This window comes from Xanthomonas rydalmerensis (genome assembly GCF_033170385.1).
GTDB lineage: Bacteria > Pseudomonadota > Gammaproteobacteria > Xanthomonadales > Xanthomonadaceae > Xanthomonas_A > Xanthomonas_A rydalmerensis.
In genome coordinates, this window is record NZ_CP126170.1 from 5,015,015 (window position 1) to 5,041,847 (window position 26,833).

The 26,833-nt window shown below is 69.2% G+C and carries 21 protein-coding genes; 7 read left to right on the plus strand and 14 right to left on the minus strand.

All coding sequences use genetic code 11. The features are described 5' to 3' along the window. Window positions 1-20 precede the first annotated feature (20 nt). Together QN245_RS21360 and QN245_RS21365 are read right to left on the minus strand one after the other, a co-directional pair. The gene (locus tag QN245_RS21360; protein ID WP_160967128.1) at window positions 21-920 is read right to left on the minus strand and encodes a BPSS1780 family membrane protein; all 900 of its coding nucleotides are present in this window, start codon (window positions 918-920) and stop codon (window positions 21-23) included. Between the two features lie 47 nt (window positions 921-967). After that, entirely contained in the window at window positions 968-1,738 is a 771-nt protein-coding gene (locus QN245_RS21365; protein ID WP_184646868.1) for a glutamine amidotransferase, read from the minus strand. Between the two features lie 264 nt (window positions 1,739-2,002). Between QN245_RS21365 and QN245_RS21370 the strand changes: the two genes are divergently transcribed. Continuing rightward, window positions 2,003-2,809 (plus strand): substrate-binding domain-containing protein, encoded by an 807-nt coding sequence (locus QN245_RS21370; protein ID WP_317844196.1) that lies wholly within the window; start codon window positions 2,003-2,005, stop codon window positions 2,807-2,809. A gap of 163 nt (window positions 2,810-2,972) precedes the next feature. Here QN245_RS21370 and QN245_RS21375 read toward each other — a convergent pair whose 3' ends face one another. Further along, window positions 2,973-4,793: a GspE/PulE family protein gene (locus QN245_RS21375; RefSeq protein WP_160967132.1), complete on the minus strand. Its 1,821-nt coding sequence runs from the start codon at window positions 4,791-4,793 to the stop codon at window positions 2,973-2,975. A 75-nt stretch (window positions 4,794-4,868) separates the two neighbouring features. On the opposite strand from QN245_RS21375, the gene glyQ reads away from it, so the two are divergent. Then, the gene (glyQ, locus tag QN245_RS21380; RefSeq protein ID WP_184448847.1) at window positions 4,869-5,777 is read left to right on the plus strand and encodes a glycine--tRNA ligase subunit alpha; all 909 of its coding nucleotides are present in this window, start codon (window positions 4,869-4,871) and stop codon (window positions 5,775-5,777) included. Window positions 5,778-5,938: 161 nt separating this feature from the next. Beyond that, window positions 5,939-8,176, plus strand: a complete 2,238-nt coding sequence (glyS, locus tag QN245_RS21385) for a glycine--tRNA ligase subunit beta (RefSeq protein WP_317844197.1) — start codon at window positions 5,939-5,941, stop codon at window positions 8,174-8,176. Between the two features lie 664 nt (window positions 8,177-8,840). On the opposite strand, the gene rep is transcribed toward glyS, so the two are convergent. Then, a complete protein-coding gene (gene rep / locus QN245_RS21390) occupies window positions 8,841-10,817 on the minus strand; it encodes a DNA helicase Rep (protein WP_160967138.1) in 1,977 nt (658 codons plus the stop codon). A 132-nt stretch (window positions 10,818-10,949) separates the two neighbouring features. Between rep and QN245_RS21395 the strand changes: the two genes are divergently transcribed. Beyond that, complete coding sequence (locus tag QN245_RS21395; RefSeq protein WP_160967140.1) at window positions 10,950-11,570, plus strand: thymidine kinase; 621 nt, start codon at window positions 10,950-10,952, stop codon at window positions 11,568-11,570. Between the two features lie 165 nt (window positions 11,571-11,735). Next, on the plus strand, window positions 11,736-12,497 hold the full coding sequence (locus QN245_RS21400; RefSeq protein WP_317844198.1) for an SEL1-like repeat protein: 762 nt from the start codon (window positions 11,736-11,738) through the stop codon (window positions 12,495-12,497). A 226-nt stretch (window positions 12,498-12,723) separates the two neighbouring features. Here the strand turns inward: QN245_RS21400 and QN245_RS21405 are convergent, their stop codons facing one another. The 4 genes from QN245_RS21405 to QN245_RS21420 form a co-directional block, all read right to left on the minus strand. Further along, complete coding sequence (locus tag QN245_RS21405; protein ID WP_317844199.1) at window positions 12,724-14,328, minus strand: OpgD/OpgG family glucan biosynthesis protein; 1,605 nt, start codon at window positions 14,326-14,328, stop codon at window positions 12,724-12,726. Between the two features lie 366 nt (window positions 14,329-14,694). Next, entirely contained in the window at window positions 14,695-15,507 is an 813-nt protein-coding gene (mutM, locus tag QN245_RS21410; protein ID WP_184448843.1) for a bifunctional DNA-formamidopyrimidine glycosylase/DNA-(apurinic or apyrimidinic site) lyase, read from the minus strand. 138 nt (window positions 15,508-15,645) lie between these two features. Beyond that, the gene (locus QN245_RS21415; protein ID WP_184448842.1) at window positions 15,646-16,053 is read right to left on the minus strand and encodes an EF-hand domain-containing protein; all 408 of its coding nucleotides are present in this window, start codon (window positions 16,051-16,053) and stop codon (window positions 15,646-15,648) included. Beyond that, a complete protein-coding gene (locus tag QN245_RS21420; protein WP_184448841.1) occupies window positions 16,050-17,246 on the minus strand; it encodes a DesA family fatty acid desaturase in 1,197 nt (398 codons plus the stop codon). Before QN245_RS21420 ends, QN245_RS21415 begins: the two co-directional genes overlap by 4 nt. A 135-nt stretch (window positions 17,247-17,381) precedes the next feature. Between QN245_RS21420 and QN245_RS21425 the strand changes: the two genes are divergently transcribed. Beyond that, window positions 17,382-18,224 carry an ABC transporter ATP-binding protein gene (locus QN245_RS21425; RefSeq protein ID WP_184448840.1) on the plus strand — a complete coding sequence of 281 codons (843 nt, stop codon included), beginning with the start codon at window positions 17,382-17,384 and terminating at the stop codon, window positions 18,222-18,224. A gap of 239 nt (window positions 18,225-18,463) precedes the next feature. Here the strand turns inward: QN245_RS21425 and QN245_RS21430 are convergent, their stop codons facing one another. Continuing rightward, a complete protein-coding gene (locus QN245_RS21430) occupies window positions 18,464-18,874 on the minus strand; it encodes a winged helix-turn-helix transcriptional regulator (protein WP_425612973.1) in 411 nt (136 codons plus the stop codon). A 176-nt stretch (window positions 18,875-19,050) separates the two neighbouring features. Between QN245_RS21430 and QN245_RS21435 the strand changes: the two genes are divergently transcribed. Then, the gene (locus QN245_RS21435; RefSeq protein ID WP_184448838.1) at window positions 19,051-19,956 is read left to right on the plus strand and encodes an NAD(P)H-binding protein; all 906 of its coding nucleotides are present in this window, start codon (window positions 19,051-19,053) and stop codon (window positions 19,954-19,956) included. A gap of 33 nt (window positions 19,957-19,989) precedes the next feature. Here QN245_RS21435 and mnmE read toward each other — a convergent pair whose 3' ends face one another. The 5 genes from mnmE to rpmH all read right to left on the minus strand — a co-directional run bounded on the left by mnmE (window position 19,990) and on the right by rpmH (window position 26,572). Continuing rightward, window positions 19,990-21,333, minus strand: coding sequence for a tRNA uridine-5-carboxymethylaminomethyl(34) synthesis GTPase MnmE (mnmE, locus tag QN245_RS21440; protein WP_184448837.1), 1,344 nt, complete (start codon window positions 21,331-21,333; stop codon window positions 19,990-19,992). A gap of 31 nt (window positions 21,334-21,364) precedes the next feature. Beyond that, window positions 21,365-24,106 carry a polysaccharide deacetylase family protein gene (locus tag QN245_RS21445; RefSeq protein ID WP_317844200.1) on the minus strand — a complete coding sequence of 914 codons (2,742 nt, stop codon included), beginning with the start codon at window positions 24,104-24,106 and terminating at the stop codon, window positions 21,365-21,367. Window positions 24,107-24,206: 100 nt separating this feature from the next. After that, window positions 24,207-25,937, minus strand: a complete 1,731-nt coding sequence (yidC, locus tag QN245_RS21450) for a membrane protein insertase YidC (RefSeq protein WP_317844201.1) — start codon at window positions 25,935-25,937, stop codon at window positions 24,207-24,209. Between the two features lie 18 nt (window positions 25,938-25,955). Beyond that, a complete protein-coding gene (gene rnpA, locus QN245_RS21455; protein ID WP_317844202.1) occupies window positions 25,956-26,393 on the minus strand; it encodes a ribonuclease P protein component in 438 nt (145 codons plus the stop codon). A 38-nt stretch (window positions 26,394-26,431) separates the two neighbouring features. Beyond that, window positions 26,432-26,572 (minus strand): 50S ribosomal protein L34, encoded by a 141-nt coding sequence (gene rpmH / locus QN245_RS21460; RefSeq protein ID WP_003469983.1) that lies wholly within the window; start codon window positions 26,570-26,572, stop codon window positions 26,432-26,434. Window positions 26,573-26,833: the final 261 nt, after the last annotated feature.

Here is a 26,833-nt window from a genome sequence, read left to right on the forward strand (position 1 = left end):
CCACTCCCGAATCCCAGCCCTCAAGCCACAAAGACGTTCGAAGGCGGCGGCGGCACCGCCGGCGCGGCATCGCCGGCGTGCACGAACATCTGCTTCCAGGCCGCGTACACGATCCCGGCCAGGACCGGCATCAGCAGCGCCATCAGCAGCAACTGCGCGACCAGGGCCGCCACCGCGGTGCCAACCAGGAACTGCAGCACCAGCATCACCACGGTCAGCGCGAAATAGAACGCGAACATGGCCAGGAAAGCGAGGACGAAGAACACCAGCATCGCCGGCAGGTTGTGCAGGCAGGCGCGCAGGCCGTGACCGATCGCGGCGATGCCGTTGCGGCCGTCGAACATCACCTGCGGCGCGAACAGGAACAGGGTCAGCGCCACCGCCACGAAGCCGACCGCCACCAGCATCAGCCACAGCAGGATGCGCAGCGCCGGCAGGGTCGCGACCAGTTGCTCCACCTGCAGCGGATCCGGCTGCGCGCCGGACTGGCCCAACTCGTTGAGCTTGTTCATCACCGTGGTCAGCTGTTCGAGCCCGCCCGGACCGATCACCACCACGGCCAGCAGCGCCAGCGCCAGCCCGACCACCACCTGCGGCAGCAGCGCCACCAGCAGGTTCGGCGTGCGGCCGCCCTGCAGGCCCTGCAGCAGGTGCGCCGGCTCGGCGCTGCGGCCCTGGTCGACCTCGCGTACGGCCCACACCAGCCCGCCGAACAGCAGCGGCCCGGCCAAGCCCATCAGCAGTTGCGCCAACATGCCCAGGGTGGGGTTGAGCACGCCCAGGAACAGCGCGATCAGCGCCGCCAGGCCCCAGACCAGTCCGAGCCGGCCCAACGCCCACGGCGCCCGTCGCAGCAGGGACATGCCGGCCAACAGCCATTCCGCGCCGGCCGAGGCCGGCAGCTTGCGAATCTCGATCATTGCCAATCCGAAGTGGGGGACGCCGTACAGCGCGGCGACTGCACAGATTATCGCGGTTTTGCCTGGCCGCTGCTGTGCTGCCCGCGTGCGTGCTGAACGAAGCGCCGCAACAGTTTGCGTGCCAGCGGTGCGGCGCTGACCTCGCGGGCGATGGTACGGGCGCAGCGTCCGGCGCTGCGTAGACAGTCGGCACGCGCCTGCACGTAGCCGCGCATGTGGTGGGTGGCGAACTCCGGATGGAACTGCAGGCCCCAGGTCGCCTCGCCCCAACGGAAGGCGTGGCACTGGTCCTGCGCCGAGCGCGCCAGCACCGTGGCGCCGGCCGGCGCGCGCAGCACCGTCTGCAGATGCGTGGCATGCGCAGGGAACCGCGCCGGCAGGCCGGCGAACAACGGATCCTCGGCGGCGGGCGGATGCAGTTCGATGTGCACCGTGCCCGATTCGCGCCCGGCCGGGTTGTAGGCGACCTCCCCGCCCAGCGCGTGCGCCAGCAGCTGGTGGCCGTAGCAGATGCCCAGCAGCGGCGTGCCGTCCTCGGCGGCCTCGCGCAGCCAGGCCGCCGAGCGCTCGCTCCAGTCGGCCCGGTCGGTGACGAACGCCGCCGAGCCGGTGACGATCACCCCGGCGAAGTCGCCCCGCGCCGGCAAGGCCTCCCCGGCGGCGACATTGGCCACCACCGTCTCGCGCTCGGCCAGGCCGGCGGCGACACGGATCCAGTGCGGAAAGCGGCCGTAGCGCCGCATCGTCGCCACCGGTTCGCCGGTTTCGAGGATCAGGAAGGGCGCAGCACGGCGACGGACGGGAGAAGCCAACGGCATGGTGGGATTCTAGACGGCAGCGCGCGGCTTTTTTCAAGCACCGATGCAGCCGATGGCATAAGCATATAACTGCGAGCAAGGGGAGGCGGCCGCGACGCGGCCGGGCCTGATCCCCGGCATGACGGAGCCGCGGTGGGATGGCAGCGCGGTGGCGCACAAGCGATCCGGCGCGGCATGCGGTCGGGTCGGTGCGCGGCCACGGCTTCCCATCCGCTTCAGCGCGGCGCGCGCAGGCTGTCGCTCTTCCTTCCTGGCAGGTTCGGTATGCGCAGTCCGCTGATTTCCTTGGTCCTGGCCACGCTGCTGAGCGTGTCCGCAGCGGTGGCGGCGGCGCCGGAGTCCGGCCGTCCCGCCCAGTCCACGACGCTGACGGTGCTCAGTTCCGGCGGCATCATGGGCGCGATCCGCGCCGTCGCGCCCGACTACGAACGCAGTACGGGAGTGAGGCTGCACATCGAGGCGGCGCCGTCGATGGGCGACACGCCGCAGGCCATTCCCAACCGCCTCGCCCGGCACGAGCCGGCGGATGTGCTGCTGATGGTCGGCGCGGCGCTCGACAAGTTGGTGGCCAACGGCCAGGCGCGCCCCGCCAGCCGCGTGGACCTGGGCGAGTCCTACATCGCCATGGCAGTCAAACAGGGCGCACCGAAACCGGACATCTCCACGATGGAGGCCTTCCGCAAGACCTTGCTCGACAGCCAATCGGTGGCCTATTCCGACAGCGCCAGCGGCGTCTATCTGTCGCGCACGCTGTTCCCGCGGATGCGGCTCGGCGCCGGCTTCGCCGCCAAGGCGCGGATGATTCCCGCCGAGCCGGTCGGCGCAGTGGTCGCACGCGGCGAGGCACAACTCGGTTTCCAGCAACTGAGCGAACTCAAGCCGGTTCCGGGCATCGCCATCGTCGGCCTGATCCCCAAGCAGGCACAGCAGATGACGCTGTACTCCGGCGCCGTCGCCACCGCCAGCACGAAGCCGCAGGCGGCGCAGGCGCTGCTGGATTACCTGGCGTCTCCTGCGGCGGCCAAGGCCATCGCGGAGAGCGGCCTCACGCCGATGGCCGGGAAGAAATAACGGCGGCGCGAATCACGGCGCTGCGGACGGCGTTCTCATCCGACGCGTGGGCGGTGCGCTCATTCTCTGTGGTCGCGGCTTGGCGATGCGCTCCCGCAAGCGCATCGTGTGCGGCAGACCAGCGCGCGAGGAGACCCATGCCGACCACGCCGCCCCCGCCCGCTCACTCCCGCGGCGGCAACACCGACAGCACTTCCTCGATGGTGGTCAGCCCGGCGGCCACCTTTTCCAGGCCGGCGCGGCGCAGCGTGCGCACGCCCTCGTCCTGGGCGGCGCGGCTGAAGCCGGCCAGGTCCATGTCGGCGCGGATCAGGGTGCGCAGGCGCGGGGTCACCGGCAGCAGTTCGTACAGGCCCACCCGGCCTAGGTAGCCGGTTCGGCGGCACTCCAGGCAGCCAACCGGGGCGTAGGGTTGCAGCGGCTCGGGCAAGGCCTCGCCCGGCTCGCGCAGCGCGTCCCACTCGTGCGGCTCCAGCGTGTGCGGGCGCTTGCAGTGGCCGCACAGGGTGCGCACCAGGCGCTGCGCCAGCACGCCGTTGAGGGTGGAGGCGACCAGGTAGTGCGGCACGCCCAGGTCGAGCAGGCGGGTGATTGCCGAGGGCGCATCGTTGGTGTGCAGGGTCGACAGCACCAGGTGTCCGGTCAGCGAGGCCTGCACCGCCATCTGTGCGGTTTCCAGGTCGCGGATCTCGCCGATCATGATGATGTCCGGGTCCTGCCGCAGCAGGGTGCGCACGCCGCTGGCGAAATCCAGGTCGATGTTGGTCTGCACCTGCATCTGGTTGAACTCGGTGGCGATCATCTCGATCGGGTCCTCCACACTGCACACGTTCACGTCCGGCGTGGCCAGGCGCTTGAGCGTGGAGTACAGCGTGGTGGTCTTGCCCGAGCCGGTGGGGCCGGTGACCAGCACGATGCCGTGCGGGCGTTCCACCAGCGCGTTCCAGCCGGCCGCTTCCTGCGGGCTGAAGCCGAGCTGGTCCACACTCTTGAACGCGGCATCAGGATCGAAGATGCGCATCACGCACTTCTCGCCGAAGGCGGTGGGCATGGTCGACAGGCGCATCTCGGTCTCGCGCCCGCCCGGCGAGCGGGTCTTGATGCGCCCGTCCTGCGGCCGCCGCCGCTCGGCCAGGTCCATGCGCCCGAGCACCTTGATGCGGCTGACGATGGCGGTCATCACCGCCGGCGGCACTTCCAGCACCTTGTGCAGCACGCCGTCGATGCGGAAGCGCATGCGCCCGGCTTCGCGCCGCGGCTCCAGGTGGATGTCGCTGGCCCGCTGCTCGTAGGCGTACTGCAGCAGCCAGTCGACGATGTGCACGATGTGATGGTCGTCGGCGTTGACGTCGCCGCCGCGGCCCAGTTCCACCAGTTGCTCGAAACTGGGCAGGCCGCTGCTCTGTTCGGTGCGCCCGTCCTTGGCGCCGCGCACCGAGCGGGTCACGCCGAAGAACTCCATCGTGTAGCGATGCAGGTCCAGCGGGTTGACCACCACCACTTCGATGCGGCGCCGCGCCAGGTGCTGCACATCGCCGAGCCAGTCCAGCGCCAGCGGTTCGCTGGTGGCCACCAGCAGGCGCTCGGGCTGCAGGGCAAGCGGCAGGATGCGGTGGCGGCGCGCGTAGGCGTGCGAGACCACGCCGGTGACTGCAGCCACGTCGACCCGGGTGGGATCGATGCGCAGGTAGCGCAGGCCGCAGCGCTGCGCCAGCCATTCGGTCAGCCGTTCCAGGCTCAGCTCGCTGCCCGGCGGACGGGTCGCGGCCAGTTTCAGATTGGACAGCAGCACCAGCGGATGCACGTCGCTGACGGTGCGCGCGGTCTGCGCCGAGAACTGCACGCGACCACGTTCGGCCGGCGCGACCAGGCCGTCGGCGAGCAGTGCGGCGGCCACGCGCTCGAAGCTCAACCGGCCCGGCGGCAATGCCACGGCGGGCTCGGCGGGCAACGACGCGGGGGGCGCGGCAGGGCGCGAATCCATGGTCCAGGTCCGGTGCGCGGAAGTCCCCGCGAGTCGGTCGCTATACTAGCGCACCCCTCAACCGGCCCCTGCTAGATGTCCGTCACCCGGTCCGTACCGATCACGTTCCAGGGTCTGATCCAGACCCTCAACCAGTTCTGGGCGCAGCACGGCTGCGTGCTGATCCAATCGCTGGACCTGGAAGTGGGCGCCGGCACCTTCCATCCGTCCACGTTCCTGCGTGCGCTCGGACCGGAGCCGTGGAATGCGGCCTACGTGCAGCCCAGTCGCCGCCCCACCGACGGCCGCTACGGCGAGAATCCGAACCGCCTGCAGCGCTACTACCAGTACCAGGTGGCGATGAAGCCGAACCCGGACAACATCCAGCAGTTGTACCTGGATTCGCTCAAGGCGCTGGGCATCGATCCGCTGGTGCACGACCTGCGCTTCGTCGAGGACAACTGGGAATCGCCGACGCTCGGTGCCTGGGGCCTGGGCTGGGAAGTGTGGCTCAACGGCATGGAAGTCACCCAGTTCACCTACTTCCAGCAGGCCGGCGGCCTGGAGTGCAAGCCGGTGCTGGGCGAGATCACCTACGGTCTCGAGCGCCTGTGCATGTATCTGCAGAACTGCGACAACGTCTACGACCTGGTGTGGACCTACGGCCCCGATGGCACGCCGGTCACCTACGGCGACGTCTACCATCAGAACGAGGTGGAGCAGAGCGCGTACAACTTCGAACACGCCAACGTGGCCGAACTGTTCCACCGCTTCGACGCGTGCGAGCAGGAAGCGCAGGCGCTGGTCGAGGTCGGGCTGCCGCTGCCGGCCTACGAACAGGTGACCAAGGCCAGCCACGCCTTCAACCTGCTCGACGCACGCCGCGCGATCTCGGTGACCGAGCGCCAGCGCTACATCCTGCGCGTGCGCGCGCTGGCACAAGCGGTGGCCAAGGCCTACTACGCGCAGCGCGAGAAGCTAGGCTTCCCCGGCGTCAAGAAGTGATGCAAGCCCCTCTCCCCCCGGGAGAGGGGTTGGGGTGAGGGTACGTCCGCGCGGATAACCCTCGCCGCACCCAAAGTCGCAACGCTCCGCCGCACCCTCATCCGCCCCTTCGGGGCACCTTCTCCCACAGGGAGAAGGAACCGCTAAGCAAGGTCTGACACATGAGCGAACACCTTCCCCTGCTGATCGAACTGGGCACCGAGGAACTGCCGGTCAAGGCATTGCCGGGCCTGGCCCAGGCGCTGTTCGACGGCGTGATCGCCGGGCTGGAGAAGCGCGGCATCGCGGTCGAGCGCGGCGACGCCAAGCCGCTGTCCACGCCGCGCCGGCTGGCGGTGCTGCTGCCGGGTGTGGCCGTCGAGCAACCGGAGCAGCGCGCGGAAGTGCTTGGCCCCTACGTCAACATCGCGCTGGACGCGGATGGCCAGCCGACCAGGGCGCTGCAGGGCTTCGCCGCCAAGGCCGGGATCGACTGGACCGCGCTGGAGCGCGCCAGCGACGCCAAGGGCGAGCGCTTCGTGCACCGTGCGGTGAACCCGGGCGCGCGCACCGCGACGCTGCTGCCGGAGATCCTGCGCGAGGCGATCGCGGCGATGCCGATCCCCAAGCCGATGCGCTGGGGCGATCACGACTACGGCTTCGCGCGGCCGGTGCAGTGGCTGGTGCTGGTGTTCGGCAGCGAGGTGGTGCCGATGCCGCTGTTCGGCGTGGAAGCCGGCCGCGACAGCCGCGGCCACCGCTTCCTGCACGACGCACCGGTGCCGCTGGCGCAGCCGGGCGACTACGTGGCCGCACTGCAGGCCGCGCAGGTGCTGGTGGACCCGGACGTGCGCCGCGCGCGCATCGTCGCCGAGGTCGAACAGGCAGCGCGCGAGGCCGGCGGCAGCGCGCGCATCGCCGAGGACAACCTGGAGCAGGTGGTGAACCTGGTCGAATGGCCGTCGGCGGTGCTGTGCAAGTTCGAGCCGGCGTTCCTGGCGGTGCCGCAGGAAGCACTGATCGAGACCATGGAGAGCAACCAGAAATTCTTCCCGGTGCTGGATGACGGCGGCAAACTCACCGAGCATTTCATCGGCATCGCCAACATCGTCTCGCGCGACGTCGCCGAAGTGGCCAAGGGCTACGAGCGGGTGATCCGTCCGCGCTTCGCCGACGCCAAGTTCTTCTTCGACGAAGACCTCAAGCAGGGCCTGGAAGCGATGGGCGCCGGCCTGGCCAGCGTCACCTACCAGGCCAAGCTCGGCAGCATCGCCGACAAGGTGCAGCGCGTGGCCGCGCTGGCCGAAGCGATCGCCGCGCAGGTCGGCGTGGACCCGGCGCAGGCGCGCCGCGCCGCCGAACTGAGCAAGAACGACCTGCAGTCGCGCATGGTCAACGAGTTCCCGGAACTGCAGGGTATCGCCGGCCGCCACTACGCCGTCGCCGCCGGCGAGCCCAGCGAGATCGCCCTGGCGATCGACGAGGCCTACCAGCCGCGCTTCGCCGGCGACGACATCGCCCTGTCGCCGCTGGGCAAGGTGCTGGCGATTGCCGAACGCCTGGACACGCTGGCCGGTGGGTTCGCCGCCGGCTTGAAGCCCACCGGCAACAAGGATCCGTTCGCACTCCGGCGCAATGCGCTGGGGTTGGCGCGGACGGTGATTGAGAGTGGGTTTGATCTAGATCTGCGGAAACTGCTCGATAAAGCGCAGGACGCAGTTGCTTTCGCAAAGACTGAGCAAAAGACCAAGCAAGCCGAAAGTGCCGCAGCGAAAGCGCGCGCCGTGGGTGCCGACGCTCACGCTGTTCCGCAGTCGGGTGGTACCTCGCTTGCGGAGATCGAGGAGGTCTTCGACTTCATCCTCGACCGCCTGCGTGGCTACTACGCCGACAAGGGCGTGCCGGCGACGCAGTTCAATGCAGTGGCCGCGTTGTTCTCGGTCGCGGCTGAAGCCGCTCCTACAGGTGGCACTGCGGGCGCTGCAGGAGCAACCGCAACCGCGGCGCTCGGTTCGCTCTACGACTTCGACCGCCGCATCGACGCGATCGGTACCTTCGCCGCCTTGCCGGAAGCCGAGGCGCTGGCCGCGGCCAACAAGCGCATCCGCAACATCCTGCGCAAGGCCGAGGGCGAGATTCCGGCGCAGATCGACCCGACCCTGCTGCGCGAGCCGGCCGAAAGCGCGCTGGCCGAGGCGGTGGAAGCGGCGATCGTGGAGACGGACGGCGCGCTGCGCCAGCACGACTACGTCACCGTGCTGAACTTCCTGGCGCGGCTGCGTCCGCAGGTGGACGCGTTCTTCGACGGCGTGATGGTCAACGCCGACGACCCGGCGCTGCGCCGCAACCGCCTGGCCCTGCTCAAGCGTCTGGGTGACCGCCTCGGCAGCGTCGCGGCGATCGAACACCTGTCGGCGTAAGCGTCAGCACCGCCGTAGCGAGAGGCGGGCCGCCTAGCGCGGCCCGTTCTCGTTTCATCGAGATGGCTGCCGCCGCGATGCGGCGCGACTGGCTTCGGCACACCGCACTGCGTCGGGACTGAAGTCCCTCCCACAAGTGGGTTGACCATGTGCTCCGCAAGCCTCGGCAGGAGCCGCGCGTGTTTCTGCCGCGACGAAAGAACCAAGCACTCACACGGCAGGAGAGAACGCGCCGGCCGGAGGCCTGCAACCCTGCACACCACGGACAGTGTGTGAGCGCCCGCAATCAAGCCCCTCTCCCCCCGGGAGAGGGGTTGGGGTGAGGGTACGGCGCGAAGCGACCCGCAGCGTGTGAGTGCACGAGGCTTCGCCCGTACCCTCATCCGCTCCTTCGGGGCACCTTCTCCCAAAAGGAGAAGGAACAGCCGACTAGCCCCTCTCCCCCCGGGAGAGGGGTTGGGGTGAGGGTACGGCGCGAAGCGACTCGCAGCGTGTGAGTGCACGAGGCTTCGCCCGTACCCTCATCCGCCCCTTCGGAGCACCTTCTCCCGAGGGGAGAAGGAAAAGCCGACTAGCTCCTCTGCGTGATCCCGAGGGGAGAAGGGAGCGGCGCGACGCGCCCCGCCGTTACGAATCCCCAATCCCGATTCCCCAATCCCGGCTCTCAATCGAACAACGCCTGGATCGCCGCCAGCCCCGCATTGGCGCGCTCCTTCTTGCGCGCCGCATCGGCCACCGGGTCGGCGCCGTCGCGCTGCATTTCCTCGGCCGGGATCTCGTCGAAAAAGCGGCTGGGCTTGAGCCGGATGTGCTCGCCGAACTTGCGGGTGAGCTTGCTGTAGCTCATCCACAGCTGCTCCTTGGCGCGGGTGATGCCCACGTACAGCAGGCGCCGCTCTTCCTGCAGGTTGCCCTCTTCCAGGCTGACCTCGTGCGGCAGCACCCCGTCCTCGCAGCCGACGATGAACACGTAGCGGAACTCCAGGCCCTTGGAGGCATGCATGGTCATCATCCGCACCTGGTTGCCGCCGTCGTCCTTGTCGTTGCGCGACAGCAGCGCCAGCTGCGCGGCCAGGTCGCCGACGGTGGCGCCGCGCGGGCCGCCCTCGAACCACTTGGCCAGTTCCTCCAGGTTGCCGCGGCGGCGCTGGAAACTCGCTTCGTCCTTGCACTGATGGCGCAGTTCGCGGATCAGCCCGGATTGCTCGGCGAGCTGACGCACCACGTCGGCCGAGGACAGCGTGGTCGAGGCCGCGCGCAATTCATGCAGGATGTCGACGAAGTCGCTCAGGCCGTTGGCCGCGCGCGGCGGCAACTGCTGCAGCGCGCCCACCGACTCGGCCGCGCGCGACATCGGCAGGTGCTTGGCCGAGGCCAGCTCGGCCAGCTTGGCCAGCGAGGTCGCGCCGACCTCGCGCTTGGGTGCCTGCACCGCACGCAGGAACGCCGCGTCGTCGTCGGGATTGACCAACAGGCGCAGCCAGGACAGCACGTCCTTGACCTCCTGCCGCTCCAGGAACGCGGTGCCGCCGGTGATGTGGTACGGCACGCCGGCGATCTGCAACGCCTTTTCCAGCGGCCGCGACTGGAAATTGCCGCGGAACAGGATGCAGAAGTCGCTCCACGGCACCTGCTTGGCGGTGCCCAGGTAGGCGATCTCGGCGGCCACCTTCTCCGCTTCGTGCTCGCTGTCGCGGCACTCCCACACGCGGATGCGCTCGCCGTCGGCCTGGTCGCTCCACAGCGTCTTCAGGTGCTCGTGCGGGTTGTGCGCGATCAACGCATTGGCCGCGCGCAGCACGCGGTTTGAGCAGCGGTAGTTCTGCTCCAGCTTGATGATCTGCAGGGCCGGATAGTCGCGGCCCATCTGCATCAGGTTTTCCGGGTTGGCCCCGCGCCAGGCGTAGATGCTCTGGTCGTCGTCGCCCACGCAGGTGAAGTTGCCGCGCGGGCCGGCCAGCATCTTCAGCAGCCGGTACTGCGCGTCGTTGGTGTCCTGGCTTTCGTCCACCAGCAGGTAGCCGATGCGTTCGCGCCAGGCCATCACGATGTCCTCGTTCTCCTCCAGCACCTGCACCGGCAGGCGGATCAGGTCGTCGAAGTCCACCGCGTTGAAGGTGCTCAACCGCGCCTGGTAGCGCTCGTACAGGCTGGCCGCTTCCTGCTCGCGGTTGCTGCGCGCCGCCGCCATTGCCTGCTCCGGCGACAGCCCGGCGTTCTTGGCGCGCGAGATCAGGTTCTTGGCGTCCTCGATGGCATCGGGCTTGGCCCCCGGCATCAGGTCCTTGATCTGCGCGGCGGCATCGTCGGCGTCGAAGATCGAGAAGCCGCGCTTCAACCCCACCGCGGCGTGTTCGATCTGCAGGAACTTCAGCCCCAGGGCGTGGAAGGTGCAGATGGTCAGGCCGTCGGCGGCCTCGCTGCGGATGCGCTTGGCCACGCGTTCGCGCATTTCCTTGGCCGACTTGTTGGTGAAGGTGATGGCGGCGATGCGCTTGGCCGGATAGCGGCCGCTGGCGATCAGATGCGCGATCTTTTCCACGATCACGCGGGTCTTGCCGCTGCCGGCGCCGGCCAGCACCAGCAACGGACCCTCGCAATGCAGGACCGCGGCGCGTTGGGGAGGATTGAGACCGTGCATGAAGACTTCCCTTGGCCGCGCATTGTAACGGGCGCCGGCCGGCGCCGACGCCCCACCGCCGCGCCGGCGCTGAACCGGTTCGCGATCCGCCTGGCGGCCGGGGTGCGCGGCCGCCGCGCTAGAATCTGTGGCATGGCGAAACTGTACTTCTACTATTCGGCGATGAACGCCGGCAAGACCACCACGCTGCTGCAGTCGGCGCACAACTACCGCGAGCGCGGCATGCGCACGGCGATCCTGACGCCGCGGCTGGACCACCGCGCCGGCACCGGCGTGGTCGCCTCGCGCATCGGCCTGCGCGCCGACGGCATGGGCTTCGGCGCCGAGACCGATCTGCTGGCCACCATCGAAGCCGACATCGCCAGCCACGGCCCGCTGCATTGCGTGCTGGTGGACGAGGCGCAGTTCCTCAGCCGCGCGCAGGTCTGGCAGCTCAGCGAAGTGGTCGACCGGCTGCGCATCCCGGTGCTGTGCTACGGCCTGCGCACCGATTTCCGCGGCGAGCTGTTCGAGGGCAGCCAGTACCTGCTGGCCTGGGCCGACGAATTGCAGGAGATCAAGACCATCTGCCACACCGGCAGCAAGGCGACGATGACCGTGCGCGTGGACGAGAACGGCCATGCGGTGCAGGACGGCCCGCAGGTGGAGATCGGCGGCAACGAGCGCTACGTGTCGGTCAGCCGCCCCGAGTTCAAGAAGATCATGCGTGGCGAAGGCCGCATCGATCCGCTGCAGATCGCCCTGCCGCTGTAACCCGAATGTCACCACTGACGCACCGCGCTGGTGCGTCGCGCCCGCATGCAATGAACCGTGGCTGACGCGTACCGTACCCGCTTCTGTTCCTATGCCATCAGTCTATGGAGCGCGCCCCGGCGGCATGCCTAGAATCGCGCCGATCGCACTCATGGGATGAGGAATATGCTTTCGTTGAAAGGATTTTTTGCCGGCAGCGCCACCGCATTGGCCTGTGCCCTGCTGCTCGCCCTGCCCGGCCAGGCCGCAGCGGCCCCGGGCGACCACACCTTCCAGGACATCCCGGCGCAGGTGCTGACCGACGGCTTCCTCGAGGCGCACCTGGATCTGTTCTATCGTCGCGCCGGCATCCGCGCCGACAAGAAGGGCGACTACGCCGAGGCCAGGAAGCAGTACCAGTTGGCCGCGCGCTATGCCGACAAGCCGTCGCAGGCACGGCTGGGCGAGATGTACTGGGAAGGCCAGGGCGGCGCCGCCGACCACACGATGGGCTTCCTGTGGATGGCGCTGGCCGCCGAGCGCGGCTACGACCAGTTCGGCGCGCGCAAGATGGAGTACTGGAATCAGCTGACCCCGGACGAGCGCAAGCGCGCGGCCAAGCTCGACAAGTCGATGCTGGCCGAGTACGGCGACCAGGTCGCCAAGCCGCGCCAGGAAGCGGTGCTGCGGCGCGAAGCGATGCGCAGCACCGGCGGCCTGCTCGGCCACTCCGGCGCGGCCGGCCCGCTGTCGATCAACGGCCCGCGCGGCGGCAGCATCGATCCGGAAGTGTTCTACGCCAAGCAGTTCTGGGAACCGAGCGCGTACTGGAAGCTGCAGGACCAGGTGTGGGACGGCCGCACACCGGGCCGGGTCGACATCGGCGATGTCGAGGACATCAGCACGCAAGGCGCGCCGCCGCCGCCGCAGGAACCGGCCAAGCACTGAGTGCGAGGCGGACAGCGTCGGGACCGAAGTCGCTCCCACAGGAGGCGTTCGGTGGATCGCCTGCTTGCAGGCGCGGCTGCGCGTTTCTCTCGACCGAGTGCAATCCCCCTTGTGGGAGGGACTTCAGTCCCGACGAGCGAAGCGCGACGACATCGCATCGCCGCGCCTCCCGGGATGAACGTCCACGCGCCGATGCCGAGCATCGGCACTGCGTACGCGCGCCTCCTCAGTACAACTTGCGCTCGGCCACCGGCGGCGGCGTCCACTGATACAGCCAGGTCTCGGTCAGCGGGCGCTCGCCGCTGCGCAGGTACAGGCGGATGTCGATCTGCTCGCTGCCGTCGTCCGGCGGCACCACGTCGAACATCGCGCGGTAGCCGGCAATCTCATGCAGCGGCCGGGCCGAGACGATTTCGGTGCGACCACGGTTGAGCTGCAGCACCACCTCGACCTTGGCGTCCTTCTCCTTGCCCAGCTTGGCCAGTTCGCCACCGGCGAAATCCACCGCGAAGCGCCAGGAGAAGTAGTGGCGCTTCTGCCCGACCACGCCGCCCAGGCCGGTGCGGGTGGCCACGCAATGCGCCAGCGGCGAGGACGCCGGCGCCTGCGCGCCCCAGTACAGGCGGTAGCCGAACAGCAGCTCCTGCCCCGGTTGCGGCTTGTCCTGCGGATTCCAGAACGCGACGATGTTGTCGAAGGTCTCGTCGACGGTGGGGATCTCCACCAGTTGCACCGAACCCTTGCCCCAACCCTGCTTCGGCTCCACCCACAGGCACGGGCGCTTCTCGTAGAACACGCCGTCGTCCTGGTAGTGATCGAAGTTGCGATCGCGCTGCAGCAGGCCGAAGCCGCGCGGGTTGTCGTCGACGAACATGTTGAAGCGCAGGTGCGGCGGATTGCACAGCGGCCGCCAGATCCACTCGCCGCCGCCGGTCCACATCGCCAGGCCATCGGTGTCGTGGATCTCCGGGCGCCAGTCCCAATCCATGCGGCGGTCGTTCTCGCCGACCTGGTACATGCTGGTGCACGGACCCAGGCCCAGGCGCTCGATGGTCTTGCGCGGATACAGCGCGCTGTCGATGTCCATCAGCAGCACGTCGCCGTTGGTGATGGCGAAGCGGTAGGCGCCGGCGACGCTGGGCGAATCCAGCAGCGCGTACACCACCACCGTGTCCGACCCGGCCTTGGGCTGCTCGAGCCAGTAGGCGATGAAATCCGGAAATTCCTCCGGGCCGCCGGTACCGGTATCGATCGCCAGCCCGCGCGCCGACTGCCCGTACTGGCCCTCCTTGCCCACCGCGCGGAAGTAGCTGGCGCCGAGGAACGCGGCGAAGTCGCGCTCGGTGTCCTGCTTGGTGTTGAGGCGGAAACCGGCGAAGCCCAGTTCCTTGGGCAGGTGCGCGCCCTTCAGCCCGCTGCTGCCGTAGTCGAACGCCGCGCTGTCGTAGGCCAGTTCCTGCGCCTGCCCGTCGACCAGGTCGAACATGTGCACCGGCGTCTTGAAGTACAGCCCCAGGTGGAAGAACTTGGCCTGGAACTTCGGGCCTTGGTCGGCCGCCCACAGCGCGTGGTCCTGGCGGTAGCGGATCGACTGGTACTGGTCCCAGGTCAACGCCTCCACCGGCGCCGGCAGCACCCGCTTGTGGCTCTGGTATGGCGCATCGGCCATGGCCCGCGCGTGGCCCTTGAGCCAGGCGTAGTCGAACGGCTGCGGCTTGCCCAGGCGGCGCAGGCCCACCGCAGGAGCGGCCTGGCCGAGCATCGGCATCGCCGGCAAGCCCATGGCGGCGAAGGCGGCGGCGGCGTTCTTGAGGAAATCGCGTCGTTGCATGGCCGGACCGAAACGAAAGAGGATGCCCATGATAGACAAGCGGCGCCGAAGGCGGCGGTGATGGGCTCACCGGATGCATCCCAGGCGCCGCCGCTCCGGCGGCGGCGCACTGCTGCTGGCGACATCGCTTTCCCACCCAACCGCATCGGCGGCGGCGACGCGGGGAGCGGGCAAGGCGTTTAGAGGAGCGTCTACTAACGCGAGAAAGCCACTGATAGAAGCGCTTGAGCCGACGCGTTAACGCGAATGTATGTCGCGGCCGAAGTCGCCCTCACGGTCGCGACGGCATGGCTCGCTGCGCCGCCACAAAACCGCGTTGTTGGAGGTGCCCCGCAGGCGCCGAACCGCCTGTGTCAGGCTCATCGCTCAGCGCTGGCAGTGGCCGCACCAGACACTGGCGCGCTGACCGATGCTGGCATGGCGCAGCGTGCGCCCGCAGCGCTTGCAGGCCTCGCCCTCGCGGCCGTAGACCGACAGTTCCTGCTCGAAGTAGCCCGGCGCCCCGTCCGGGCTGATGAAATCGCGCAGGGTCGTGCCGCCGCGCTGGATCGCATAGCCCAGGATCGCCTTGGCGGCCTCGGCAAGACGCGCGTAGCGGGCACGCGAGACCTCGCCGGCTTCGCGCAGCGGACTGATGCCGGCCTGGAACAGACTCTCGGCGGCGTAGATGTTGCCCACCCCGACCACGATGCGCTGATCCATCAGGAAGGTCTTCACCGGCGCGGTGCGGCCGCGGCTGAGCCGGAACAAATGATCGCCGTCGAACGCATCCGACAGCGGCTCCGGCCCCAGCTCGGCGAGCAAGGGATGGGTTTCGCCCGGCGCCTGCCACAGCAGGCAACCGAACCGGCGCGGATCGTTGAAGCGCAGCACGCGGCCGTCTTCCAGGCTGATGTCGACATGGTCGTGCGCCCGCGGCAGCGTGTCGCCGGGCAGCACGCGCAGGCTGCCGGACATGCCCAGATGCAGCAATGCACTGCCGACCGCAGTGTCCAGCAGCAAGTACTTCGCGCGCCGGCGGATGCCGTCGATACGCTGCCCCGGCAATTGCTCGGCCACTTCCCGCGGAATCGGCCAGCGCAGATCCGGCCGCCGCAGGATCACCCCATGGATGCGCCGCCCCGACAGATGCGGCTCCAGGCCGCGCCGGGTGGTTTCGACTTCGGGGAGTTCGGGCATGGGTTCGTCGAATGTCGCAGGTAGATGGACAAGCTTAGCGGGCGCGAGGTGCGCTTCTGCTGAAGCTGGGGATTGTTGAGCAGACACTCCGCGCGCTGCGCGACGGAACGCACAGCGCGTGTGGCGACACGGCCGTGCTCACTGCGGCGGCGCCGCCAGCTCCCGCGCGCTGAGGTAGCCATCGCCGTTGGTGTCCTGCTTGCGGAAGCGGGCGGTCAGGGTGGCGATGTGTTGTGCGCGGGTGATCGGTGGGCCGCGGCCGCCGGGCAGTTCGGCGGGGCTGAGCACGCCGTCGTGGTCGAGGTCGCGCGCGTCGAAGGCGTAGCTCATCCAGACCAGGTATTCGTCCAGGCTGACGCGGCCGTCGCCGTCGCGGTCCATGCGCTGCAGGTAGCTGGCGGTACTGTCGATGGCCTGCGCCTCGGCGTTGGCGACGCTGCCCGCGAAGAGGACGCAGGCGATGCCCAGCGTCAGCCCGGCCCTCAACGACGAACGCCGCGCGAGGCGGCGTTCGTGCAACGGGGTGCGCGGTACGCCGCGGCTCATGCCAGGGCGTAGCCCTTCAGTCGCGCCGCGTACGCCTGCAGCGCGGCGATGCCGCTGGCTTCGGCATCGTGGCACCACGCCTGCAGGTGCTTGAGGCGTTCACTGGCGTCGTGGCTACGCGCTTCCAGCAGGGCCGCCAGGCGCGCACGGTGCTCGACCAGCGTGCGCATGCGCGGGCGCTGCGCCACCCAGTGCTGCAGTTGTTCGCGGGCGTCGGGCTTGAGCCAGCGGCCGTCGTCGACCAGGCCCTTGCGCAGGCGCCGCGGCAGCAGCTTGCGCAACTTGGCGCCGGCCTGCGCGGCTTCTTCCTTCAGCGCGGGGGTGAACACGTTGCGCTGGTAATCGGTCATCGCCTGGAAGCGGTGCGACAGCAGCGCGCGCAGGGTGTCGGCGTCCGGCACGGCGATGTTCGGGCGCACGTCCAGGGTCGGCGCCACGCGCAGGATCTTGGCCAGGCGCAAGGCGGCCAGTGCGCGGATCGCGATCCAGCCGATGTCCAGTTCCCAGCGACGCATCGAGAAGCGCGCCGAGCTCGGGAAGGCATGGTGGTTGTTGTGCAGCTCTTCGCCGCCGATCCACAGCGCCCACGGGGTCAGATTGGTCGAGGTGTCGGCGGACTCGAAGTTGCGGTAGCCCCACCAGTGGGCCAGGCCGTTGATCACGCCAGCGGCCCAGAACGGAATCCAGGCCATCTGCAGCGCCCACAGCGCGATGCCGGGCAGGCCGAACAGCGCGAAGTTGAACGCGAACAGCGCCACCGGCCCCAGGTTGGCGTACGGGGTGTAAAGGTGGCGCTCGATCCAGTCGTCCGGCGCGCCCTTGCCGTACTGCTCGATGTCGCCGCGCTGGGTGCGCGCTTCGCGGTACAGCTCCACGCCGCGCCAGAACACGCGGGCGATGCCCTTGGTCTGCGGGCTGTGCGGGTCTTCCTCGGTCTCGACCTTGGCGTGGTGCTTGCGATGGATCGCCACCCACTCCTTGGTGATCATCGAGGTGGTGAACCAGGTCCAGAAGCGGAAGAAATGCGACAGCAGCGGATGGAAATCCACACCGCGATGCGCCTGGCTGCGGTGCAGGTACAAGGTCACCGCGAAGATGGTGAGCTGGGTGAACAGCAGCAGCACGGCGAGCATGCCCCACCAGCCGACGCCGAGCAGGCCGTTGCCAAGGAAGTCGAGGATCGCGTCGAACATTGCCAGAAGCTCCAGAGCGTAAGACGGCGTGAGGGGATGACGACATGATGGGGGTTGTGCGGGCAAACTTCACCCGGCGCTCGCGTATGGTATTCAGCCGCCAAGCGCTTCCGATCACAGAACGGTGTCGGTTCCATGTCAGCCGCCTCTTCCCAAGCAACCCCCATGCCAGCGGCCGCGCCGTTGATCGAACTGGAGCGCGCCAGCGTGATCCGCGGCCAGGTTCGCGTGCTGCACGCGCTGAGCCTGCGCATCGCGCTCGGCCAACACACCGCCATCCTCGGCCCGAACGGCTGCGGCAAATCCTCGTTCATCAAACTGATCACCCGCGAGCTGTATCCGCTGGCGCGCGCCGGCGAGGAACCGGCGGTGCGGGTGCTCGGCCAGAGCCGCTGGCAGGTGGATCGGCTGCGCAGCCAGTTGGGCATCGTCAGCGGCGACCTCAGCGTCAATCTCGCCGACATGCCGGGGTTGGACGTAGAAAGTGCGGTGCTGTCCGGATTCTTCGCCAGCTATGTGGTGCCGCCGCACCGTGAGGTGACCGACGCGATGCGGGCACGGGCGCGCGAGGCGCTGCAGGCCTCGCACGCGCTGCCGCTGTTGCGACGCGCCTACGCCGAGCTGTCGGCCGGCGAGACCCGACGCGTGATGATCGCGCGCGCCCTGGTCAACCGGCCGCAGGCACTGCTGCTGGACGAACCCAGCACCGGCCTGGATCTGATCGCACGCGAGCACCTGCTGGCGACGATGCGCGACCTCGCCCGCCAAGGCATCACCCTGGTGCTGGTCACCCACCACATCGAGGAGATCGTGCCGGAGATCGCGCGGGTGATCCTGCTGCGCGAGGGTCAGGTGTACGCCGACGGCACGCGCGAGGAACTGCTGGCCGATGCGCCGCTGTCGGCAGTGTTCGGCGGACCGGTGCGGGTGCAGCGCGATGGCGACAGCTATAGCGCGCGAGTGGTCGCGGAGGGCTGAGCCGCGCAAGCCCACGAACCCTCGGGGCCGCGGGCTTGTGGTCTGCGCAATGTCGCAGGTGATGCGGGAATGTCTGTAGGAGCGGCTTCAGCCGCGACGGGCATTCCCGGTAACGCCTGTCGCGGCTGAAGCCGCTCCTGCAGATGGCCTTTCGTCGTTGGTTAGAGCCGCCCCGAAGCCGCTTCCACACGCGGGACGTCCACCGTCATCGGGAGTTCCGGTAACCGTGCCGAATGCGCTCAGGCAAACGCCGCGCTCGATCCTCGCGCCGGTGCGTTTGCTTCGAACGCGGCGCGCGCGCCGCGGATCTGCGCATGGTGATCGGCGGCCCAACGCACCAGCGGCGCCAGCACCACGCTCAGCGACTGCCCTAGCGGGGTAAGCCGATACTCCACCCCAGGCGGCACCGTCGGCAGCACCTCGCGAGCGACCAGCCCTTCGCGCTGCAGGTCGCGCAGGGTCTGAGTGAGCATGCGCTGGGAGATGTCCGGCACCGCGCGGCGCAGTTCGCCGAAGCGGTGCGGGCGTTCGGCCAGCAGCATCACGAACAGGGTGCTCCACTTGTCGCCGATCTGCGCCAGCACGTCGCGCACCGGGCACTGGTCGATGGCCATGCCGGCGCGCTGGTGGTCCTGCAGTTGCTGGCTCATCAATCCGTCGACGGCGGCGACCGACGGCAAGACGCGATCCATGGTGGTTACCTCGAGGTAATCAGGGGCGGAAAAAGTGCCGTCTTTACAGCCCGGCCAAGGTCTCTAGGATAGACCAGGTTCCTTTTCCAGACCATGGCGTCCTGCGACGCCTCCCTTTCTTCAGGAGACCTGTCATGTCCGTATCTTCCGATTCCCTGCTCGTCACCGGCGCTGGCGGCCAGTTCGGCCAGCGCGTGCTCACGCACCTGCTCGACACCCTCCAAGTGGCGCCGTCGCGGGTCGTGGCGATGACCCGCCAGCCCGACCGCCTGGCCGCCTGGGCCGCGCGCGGCGTGGACGTGCGCCACGGCGATTTCGACGACGCCACCTCGCTCGACACCGCGTTCCGTGGCGCCGGCCGCGTGTTGTTGATCAGCACCGACGCGCTCGACCGCCCCGGCCACCGCCTGCAGCAGCACCAGGCCGCGATCGCCGCCGCCGAACGCGCCGGCGTCGGCCACCTGGTCTACACGTCGTGCCCGGAACCGCGCGACTCGCCGCTGCTGCTGGCTGCCGATCACGCCGGCACCGAGGACAGCCTGGCCGCCAGCGCCCTGCCCGCCTGGACCGTGCTGCGCAACCACTGGTACTTCGAAAACCTGTTCATGAGCCTGCCGCCGGTGCTGGCCTCGGGCCACTGGTACAGCGCGGCCGGCGACGGCGGCATCGCCCACATCGCCCGCGACGACCTGGCCCGCGCCGCCGCGGTCGCCCTGGCCAGCGGCGACGGCAAGCGCACGCTCACCCTCAGTGGTGCGCGCGCCTACACCACCGCCGACATCGCCGCGCTGGTCGCGCAGGTGCTGGACGTGCAGATCCAGGTGGTGCCGGTACCGGTCGAGGGCCTGGTGCAGGGCATGGTCGGCGCCGGCCTGCCCGAGCCGGTCGCACGCATCTATGCCTCGTTCGACACCAACACCGCCGCCGGCCGCGTCGCTACCGTCACCGGCGACTACCAGGCGCTGACCGGGCAGGCGCCGCTGCCGTTCGAACAGTGGCTGCAGGACCAGCGCGCGCAGTTGACGGCGTTGAAGCCGTAAGCGAATTCGGCGGCGCGCGCACGCAGGTGCGTGCTACTTGCCGATGCAGAAGCTGGAGAAGATCCGCCCGAGCAGGTCGTCGGCGCTGAGCGTGCCGACGATCTCGCCGAGCGCGGCATGGGCCAGGCGCAGTTCCTCGGCGGCCAGTTCCAGGCGTTCGTGCTGCAGTTCGGCCGTCGCCGCATCGGCATGAGTCGCGGCACGCTGCAGCGCATCGACGTGGCGGGCGCGCGCGGAGAACTCGCCGTCGCTGCCCTCGCCGGCCGCGGCGCCGGCGATCGCACGCAGCTGCGCATGCAGTTGCTCCAGGCCGCTCCCGGTCGCGGCGGAGACATAGACGCGCTCGGCGCTGGCCACGGGCACGGTGGCGAGCAGGTCGCTCTTGTTGTGGATCCACAGGCGCTGCGGCACGTCGGCGATGGCGTCGGCGATCGCCGCATGGCCGGCCTCGGCCTCGCGCGCATCGAGCACGATCAGCGCCAGGTCGGCGCGCTGCAGTTCCTGGCGCGCGCGCCGCATGCCCTCGCGCTCGATCGCATCGCCACCCTCGCGCAGGCCGGCGGTGTCGACCAGGGTCAGTTCCACGCCGTCCAGGCGCACGGTCTCGTGCAAGGTGTCGCGGGTCGTGCCAGCGATGTCGGTGACGATGGCGCGATCGCTGCCGGCCAGCGCGTTGAGCAGGGAACTCTTGCCTGCGTTCGGCGGGCCGACCAGCACCGCATGCAGGCCATCGCGCAGGCGCCGCCCGCGTTCGGCGTCGGCACGCAGTTGCGCCAGGTCCGCGCGCGCCTGCGCCAGGCCGGCGCGGACCTGCTCGCCGCCCAGCGTGTCCAGCGCCTCGTCGGCGAAATCGATCGCCGCCTCGATGTGGATACGCAGGCGGATCAGCTGTTCGGCCAGCTCGTCGACGCGACGCGAGAACACCCCGTCCAGCGAGCGTCGTGCCGCGCGTGCGGCGCGCAGGTCGCCGGCGGCGATCAGGTCGGCGATCGCCTCGGCCTGGGCCAGGTCGAGCTTGCGGTTGAGGAAGGCGCGCTCGCTGAACTCGCCTGGGCGCGCTGGCCGCGCGCCGAGTTCGCAGCAGCGCGCCACCAGGTGCCGAAGCAGCACCGGGCTGCCGTGCGCCTGCAGTTCCAGCACGTCCTCGCCGGTGAAGCTGCGCGGCGCCGGAAACCACAGCGCGATGCCGTCGTCCACGATCTCGCCGTGCGCGTCGCGAAAGCGCGCGTAGCGCGCGCTGCGTGGCATCAAGGGGCCCAGGCCCAGTCCATCGGCGATGGCCGCGGCCGCCGGACCGGACACGCGGACCACGCCGACACCGCCCGCACCAGGAGCGGTGGCGATGGCGGCGATGGTGTCGATGGCGGAAGACGGCATGGCGGAGGCAGCAGGTCGATAGCGCGGTGGATTACAGCGTCTGCAATTGCCCGCGCACGTAAGCCGCCGACGCGCCGTTGGGTTGCAGTTCCAGGTAGGTCTCGAAGGCGCGCTTGGCCTTGGCCGCATCGCCCAACTGGCGGTAGGCGTCGCCCAGGTTGACGTAGGCCACCGCGCGCGAGGGATCGATCTTCAGCGTGTTCTCCAGCCAGCGCACGGCCTGCGCGAACTTGCCCTGGCGATAGTAGATGAAGCCGAGATTGTTGGCCGCCAGCGCGAAGTCCGGGCGCAGCTTCAGCGCCTCGGTGAACTGCGCTTCGGCCTCGTCGTAGCGCTTCTCCTTGTACAGCTGCAGGCCGCGGTCGTTGGCGCGCTGCGCACGCTGCCGATCGGACACTGGACCGGCCGCCACCGGCACCGCCAGCGGCCGTTCGCCGCCCTGCAGGTCCTTGACCACCACTGCCGGCTTGGACGGAGCGGCCGGCGCGGCGGCGCTGCTGGTGCTGGCGTTCGGCGTCGCGGTCGACGCCGGCGCGGCCGCATCGACGCGATCGTTCATCGCGATCGCGGCCGAGGACAGTTGCTGCGTGCTGGCGGTGAGGAACTCTTCGCCCTCCGGCACCTGCAGCACGAACTCGCCGCCCTGCGAACCGGGCAGGCTGCCGAACGCAGGCGTCTGCTGCGAGATGCTCGACACCGCCGGCGCCACGTACGCGGCCAGTTCGGTGCCGGTGATCAGGCCATCGCCGTTGAGGTCGGCCTTGCCCGACAGCGCCTGCAGCAACACCCAGGTGAACACCGAGTGGCCGTTGGGGCCGCTGTCGGCGACCTGCTGGTCGGCGCCGCCGGCGGTGAGCATCTGCCGGGCGATGCGCCGCGCGTTCTCGCGCAGGTAGGCGCTGGTGCCACCGCCGCGGGTCAGGCCCAGGCCGCTGTAGCACGCGTCCATCACGAACAGCACGTGCTTGGCTTCCAGGCTCTCGGCGATGTCCTGGATCTCGGTCATCGGAATCGCGTCGGTGGCGAACTGCGCCGGATCCGAGTCGGCGGGCACGATGTAGCCGAGGTCGCGTCCGGAGGCCAGCTTGCGCGTTGCGCCATGGCCGGCGAAGAACACGAACACGCGGTCATTCTTGCCGACGCCGCCATGCGCCAGGCGGTCATGGAAGGCGGCCAGGATGTTGTTGCGGGTGGCCTCCTGGTTCTTCAGCACGATCACCTGCGACGACGGGAAACCGAAGCTGCCGGTCAGCGTCTGCGCGATGGCCTGCGCGTCGTTGGCCGCGTATTGCAGCTTGGGCCAGTGTGCGTAGTCGTCGATGCCGATCACGATGGCCCAGGACTTGTCGTAGCCGCTGGTCACCGCCGGTGCGGCGGCGTTGCTGGCCGCGCGCGCCACGCTGAAGTCGCGCCCGTTCCAGGCGGCGAACTGGTAGCCGTCGGCGCTGAGCCGGTCCAGGATCTGCGGCAGCGCCTTGACCGTGCGTTCGTGGATGTCGTGGAACAGCAGGATGCCGCGCTGCTCGCGGCCGACCTGCTCGAGCACGCGCTGCACGATGGATTCGGGCACCGGATCGGCCCAGTCCAGCGAATCCACGTTCCACATCACCGACTTCAGGCCGGCCTCGCCGAGGATCTGCATGCCCTCGGCGTTGCGCGCGCCGTAGGGGAAGCGGAACAGCGGCGCACGCTTGGCGTCGACCGCGCGCAGCATGCGGTCGGTGTCGAGGATCTGGCTGCGCAGCGCGGCGCCGGTTTCCTTGGACAGCTGCGCGTGGGTCAGGCTGTGGTTGCCGACGGTGTAGCCCTGCTCCATCAGGCTGCGGCTGACGCTGGCCAGCGGCGACAGATCGACCTTGCCGTCCGCTTCGAGCTTGCCCAGGTTGCGGCCGACTTCGAAGAACGTCGCCGGCACGTCGTAGCGCTTGAGGATGGCCACGATCTCGTCGGTGTACTCGCGATGCGGGCCGTCGTCGAAACTCAGCACCACGGTCTTGGGCGGCAGGTCGCGGCCGAACACCTCGCGGTCGCTGTCCTTCATCGACATCGGGTACGGGGTGATCACGCCGTAGTCGCGCAGGATCGCCTCGCGCGTGTACAGCGTGCCGAGGTGGGCGACGTAGTCCTCCCACTTCTCGCGCTTCTGCACGATCGCGCGGGTGCGGTCGAAGCGGCTGAAGATCGCGGTGATCTCGCGGTTGTAGGTGCGCTCGATCTCGTCGAGCGCTTCCAGGTCCTCGCCGATGCGCTGGTGCAGCTTGATCGCCGGCAGCGAGGAGTCCTTGCCGATGCGCAGCTGCCAGTCGGCGAGGACCTCGCGGAACGCCAGGCGGTCGGCGTCGTACAGGTCCGGCGCCGATTCGACGTAGTCCAGCAAGCTGCCGACCGCGGCGAAGCGCTGCGGGTCCGGCAGCGCCAGCAGCGCATCGAACTGCTTGGCCAGCGCCTCGCGGCGCTCCAGGCCCTCGTGGAACAGCTGCTGGCCGACGCCGCTGGAGGTTTGCCGGTCGGCCGGCGACTGCTTGGCCTCGTCGGCCAGCAACACGATGATCTTGCGCTGCGCCGCCAGCTGCGCCTGCAGGCCCTGCAGCAGCGCCGTCGCCTGGGACTGCAACGCCGGCGAGCCGGGGATGGCGATCGTCGGGGCGGGCGCCGCGGGCTTGGCGGCAGTGGCCTCGCTGCTCGCAGGCTGGCGCTGGCAGGCGGCCAGGGCCAACGCGAGCAGGCCGATCACGGCCAAGGACGGCGACAACGGACGACGGCGCTTGCGCATGACCACGGACTCGCGAGCAAGGCGATGCGGAAAACGCATGCAGCCGGCGCCTTCCCCGGCCGCATGCGCAACGCCCGCCGGAGGGCGGGCGTTGTCGGGTTTACTTCTTGGCCTTGGCTGGCGGCTTGCCGCTGCCGCCACCAGCGGCAGTGGCCGGTTCGCCGTGGCGCTTGGTCATCCACCACTGCTGCAGCAGACCCAGCGAACCGTTGGTGACCCAGTACAGCACCAGGCCGGATGGCACGAAGGCCATCATCACGCCGAACACCAGCGGCATGAACTGCATCATCTTGGCCTGCACCGGATCCATGCCCGGCGACGGCGTCAGCTTCTGCGTCAGCCACATCACCGCCACGTTGATCACCGGCAGGATGAAGTACGGATCGCGCGCGGTCAGGTCCTGGATCCAGGCGAACCACGGCGCCTGACGCAGTTCCACCGACTCCACCAGCACCCAGTACAGCGCGAAGAAGATCGGCATCTGGATCAGCACCGGCAGGCAGCCGCCCATCGGGTTGATCTTCTCCTTCTTGTACAGCTCCATCATCGCCGTCTGGAACTTCTGCTTGTCGTCGCCGTAGCGCTCCTTGAGCTGCTGGATGCGCGGCTGGAACTTGCGCATCTTGGCCATGCTCTTGTACTGCGCGGCCGACAGCGGGTACAGCATCAGCTTCAGCAGCACCACCAGACCGACGATCGACCAGCCCCAGTTGCCGATCAGGCTGTGCAAATGACTCAGGATCCAGAACAGTCCTTGGCCCAGCATCGCAGGCAAGGTGAAACGGCTGTAATCGACCACGCGATCCAGCCCCTTCACCTGCTCCTTGGCGATCTGATTGACCAGCTTCGGGCCCACCCACAGCCGCGCTTCGGTGCTGGCGCTGGCCCCCGGTGCCACGGTGAAACCCGGGCCGCGCGCTTCGACCACATGCCGCGGACCGTCGTTGGACAGCACGAACAGGGAATCCTGGTCGTCCTGCGGAATCCAGCTGGTGAAGAAATGGTGCTGCAGCAGCGCGATCCAGCCACCCTTCACGGTCTGGTTCAGCGGGCCATCTTCCAAGTAGTCCTTGAACGCACGACGCTGGTAGCCATCAGCCAGGCTGAACCAGGTGGCGCCGTTGAAGCTGAAGGAATCCGGGTTGGTCATGCCGCGGCTGACGATGGTCGGCACCCGGCTCAGCTTGCGGAACACATAACCCTGCCACGGCTTGCTGCCGTGGTTGACGACCTCGTCGCGCACCTGCACGGCGTAGTGGCCGCGCTGCAGAGTGTAGATGCGACGGATCGTGACGCCGTCCGGGCCGTTCCACACGAACGGCACCTGCAGGCTGTCCTGGCCCTTGGCCAGCACGTAGTCCTTGCCCGGCTGCTCGGGGCGGAAACCGCCCGGGCCCGGCGACGGCGAATTGCGCTCGCCGACCCAGCCGCTGGTGGCGGTGTACGGATGCGCCGCATCCTCGGTCAGCAGCTGCACCGGCGGGCTGCCGGGCTGCTTGGTCTGCGGGAACAGCAGCAGGTCGGCGTCGAACACGCTGCGGCCGTCCAGGGTCAGGCGCAGCACGTCGGTGGTGACGGTGACCCGCGGCGCGGCGCTGGCGGCGGCGGTCTCGGGCGTGGTGCTGGCCGGCGCGGTGCCGGGCACCGTGGCCTGCGGAACGGCCGGCGCATGCGTGGCGCCGGCATCGGCGTCCTGCGCCGGCGGCACCGTGGTCGCCGCCGCGACCGTCGCCGCGTTGGCGTTCGGCGCGTGTTCCTTGTTCCATTCCATCCACAACAGCGCCGCGACCATCAGCCAGGCGAAAATCAGGAAAAGGCGGGTCTGGTTCATCGGACAGGCAAGCTCGGCTCAGCCAGAAGCAGGTTCTGACGTGGATGTGGGGGAAGAAGGACGATCGGGCGGCGGCATTGTGCCGTCCGCGGCCGGGGCCGGCAATGCGCCGGCGCGACGCAGCAGGCGCAGATAGGCCTGGCGCAGTTGATCGCCGCTGGCCTGGGCGGCGGCGCTGCGCGCCACCACCACGTAATCGCCGGGCGCCAGCCACGGCAACAGCTGCCGCGTGGCCTCGCGCAGCACGCGCTTGATGCGATTGCGCACGACTGCGCGCTTGTCGACCTTGCGCGACACCGCCAGGCCCAGCCGCGCCGGGTGCGGCGCACTGCGGCAGTGCAGGCTCATCAGCGGCTCGGAACAGCGGCGCGCGGCATCGAACACGACACGGTATTCCGCAGACGTGCGAACCCGCGCAGAGCGAGGAAATCGCCTACGCGGGTCGGGATGATTCACGGTCCGGATTGCAGGCGCCGCCTGGGGCGGCGAAGCAATCAAGCGCTCAGGCGCTTGCGGCCCTTGGCGCGGCGACGGGCCAGGATCTTGCGGCCGTCGGCGGTAGCCATACGGGCACGGAAGCCGTGGTCGCGCTTGCGCTTGAGGTTGCTGGGCTGGAAGGTGCGCTTGGTGGCCATCGGGGCGCTCTGATCTGAATGGGGCGGAAAGAACCGGAAATTCTATAGGAGCACTCACGCCGCGGTCAACTCCCTGTATTGACCGCGGGAGAGGACGGCAGCACCCGGCCTGTGGATGAATCTGTGAATAGCCGTGGGAAAACCATTCCCGACCCTGCGCGCCGGTGGTAGTCTGATCCATCCGCTTTCCTCTCCCACCGGCCGAATGCGCCGCGCCCGAGCGCGCCCTTCATGCCCGGTCTATCGACGAATTTAGATCTG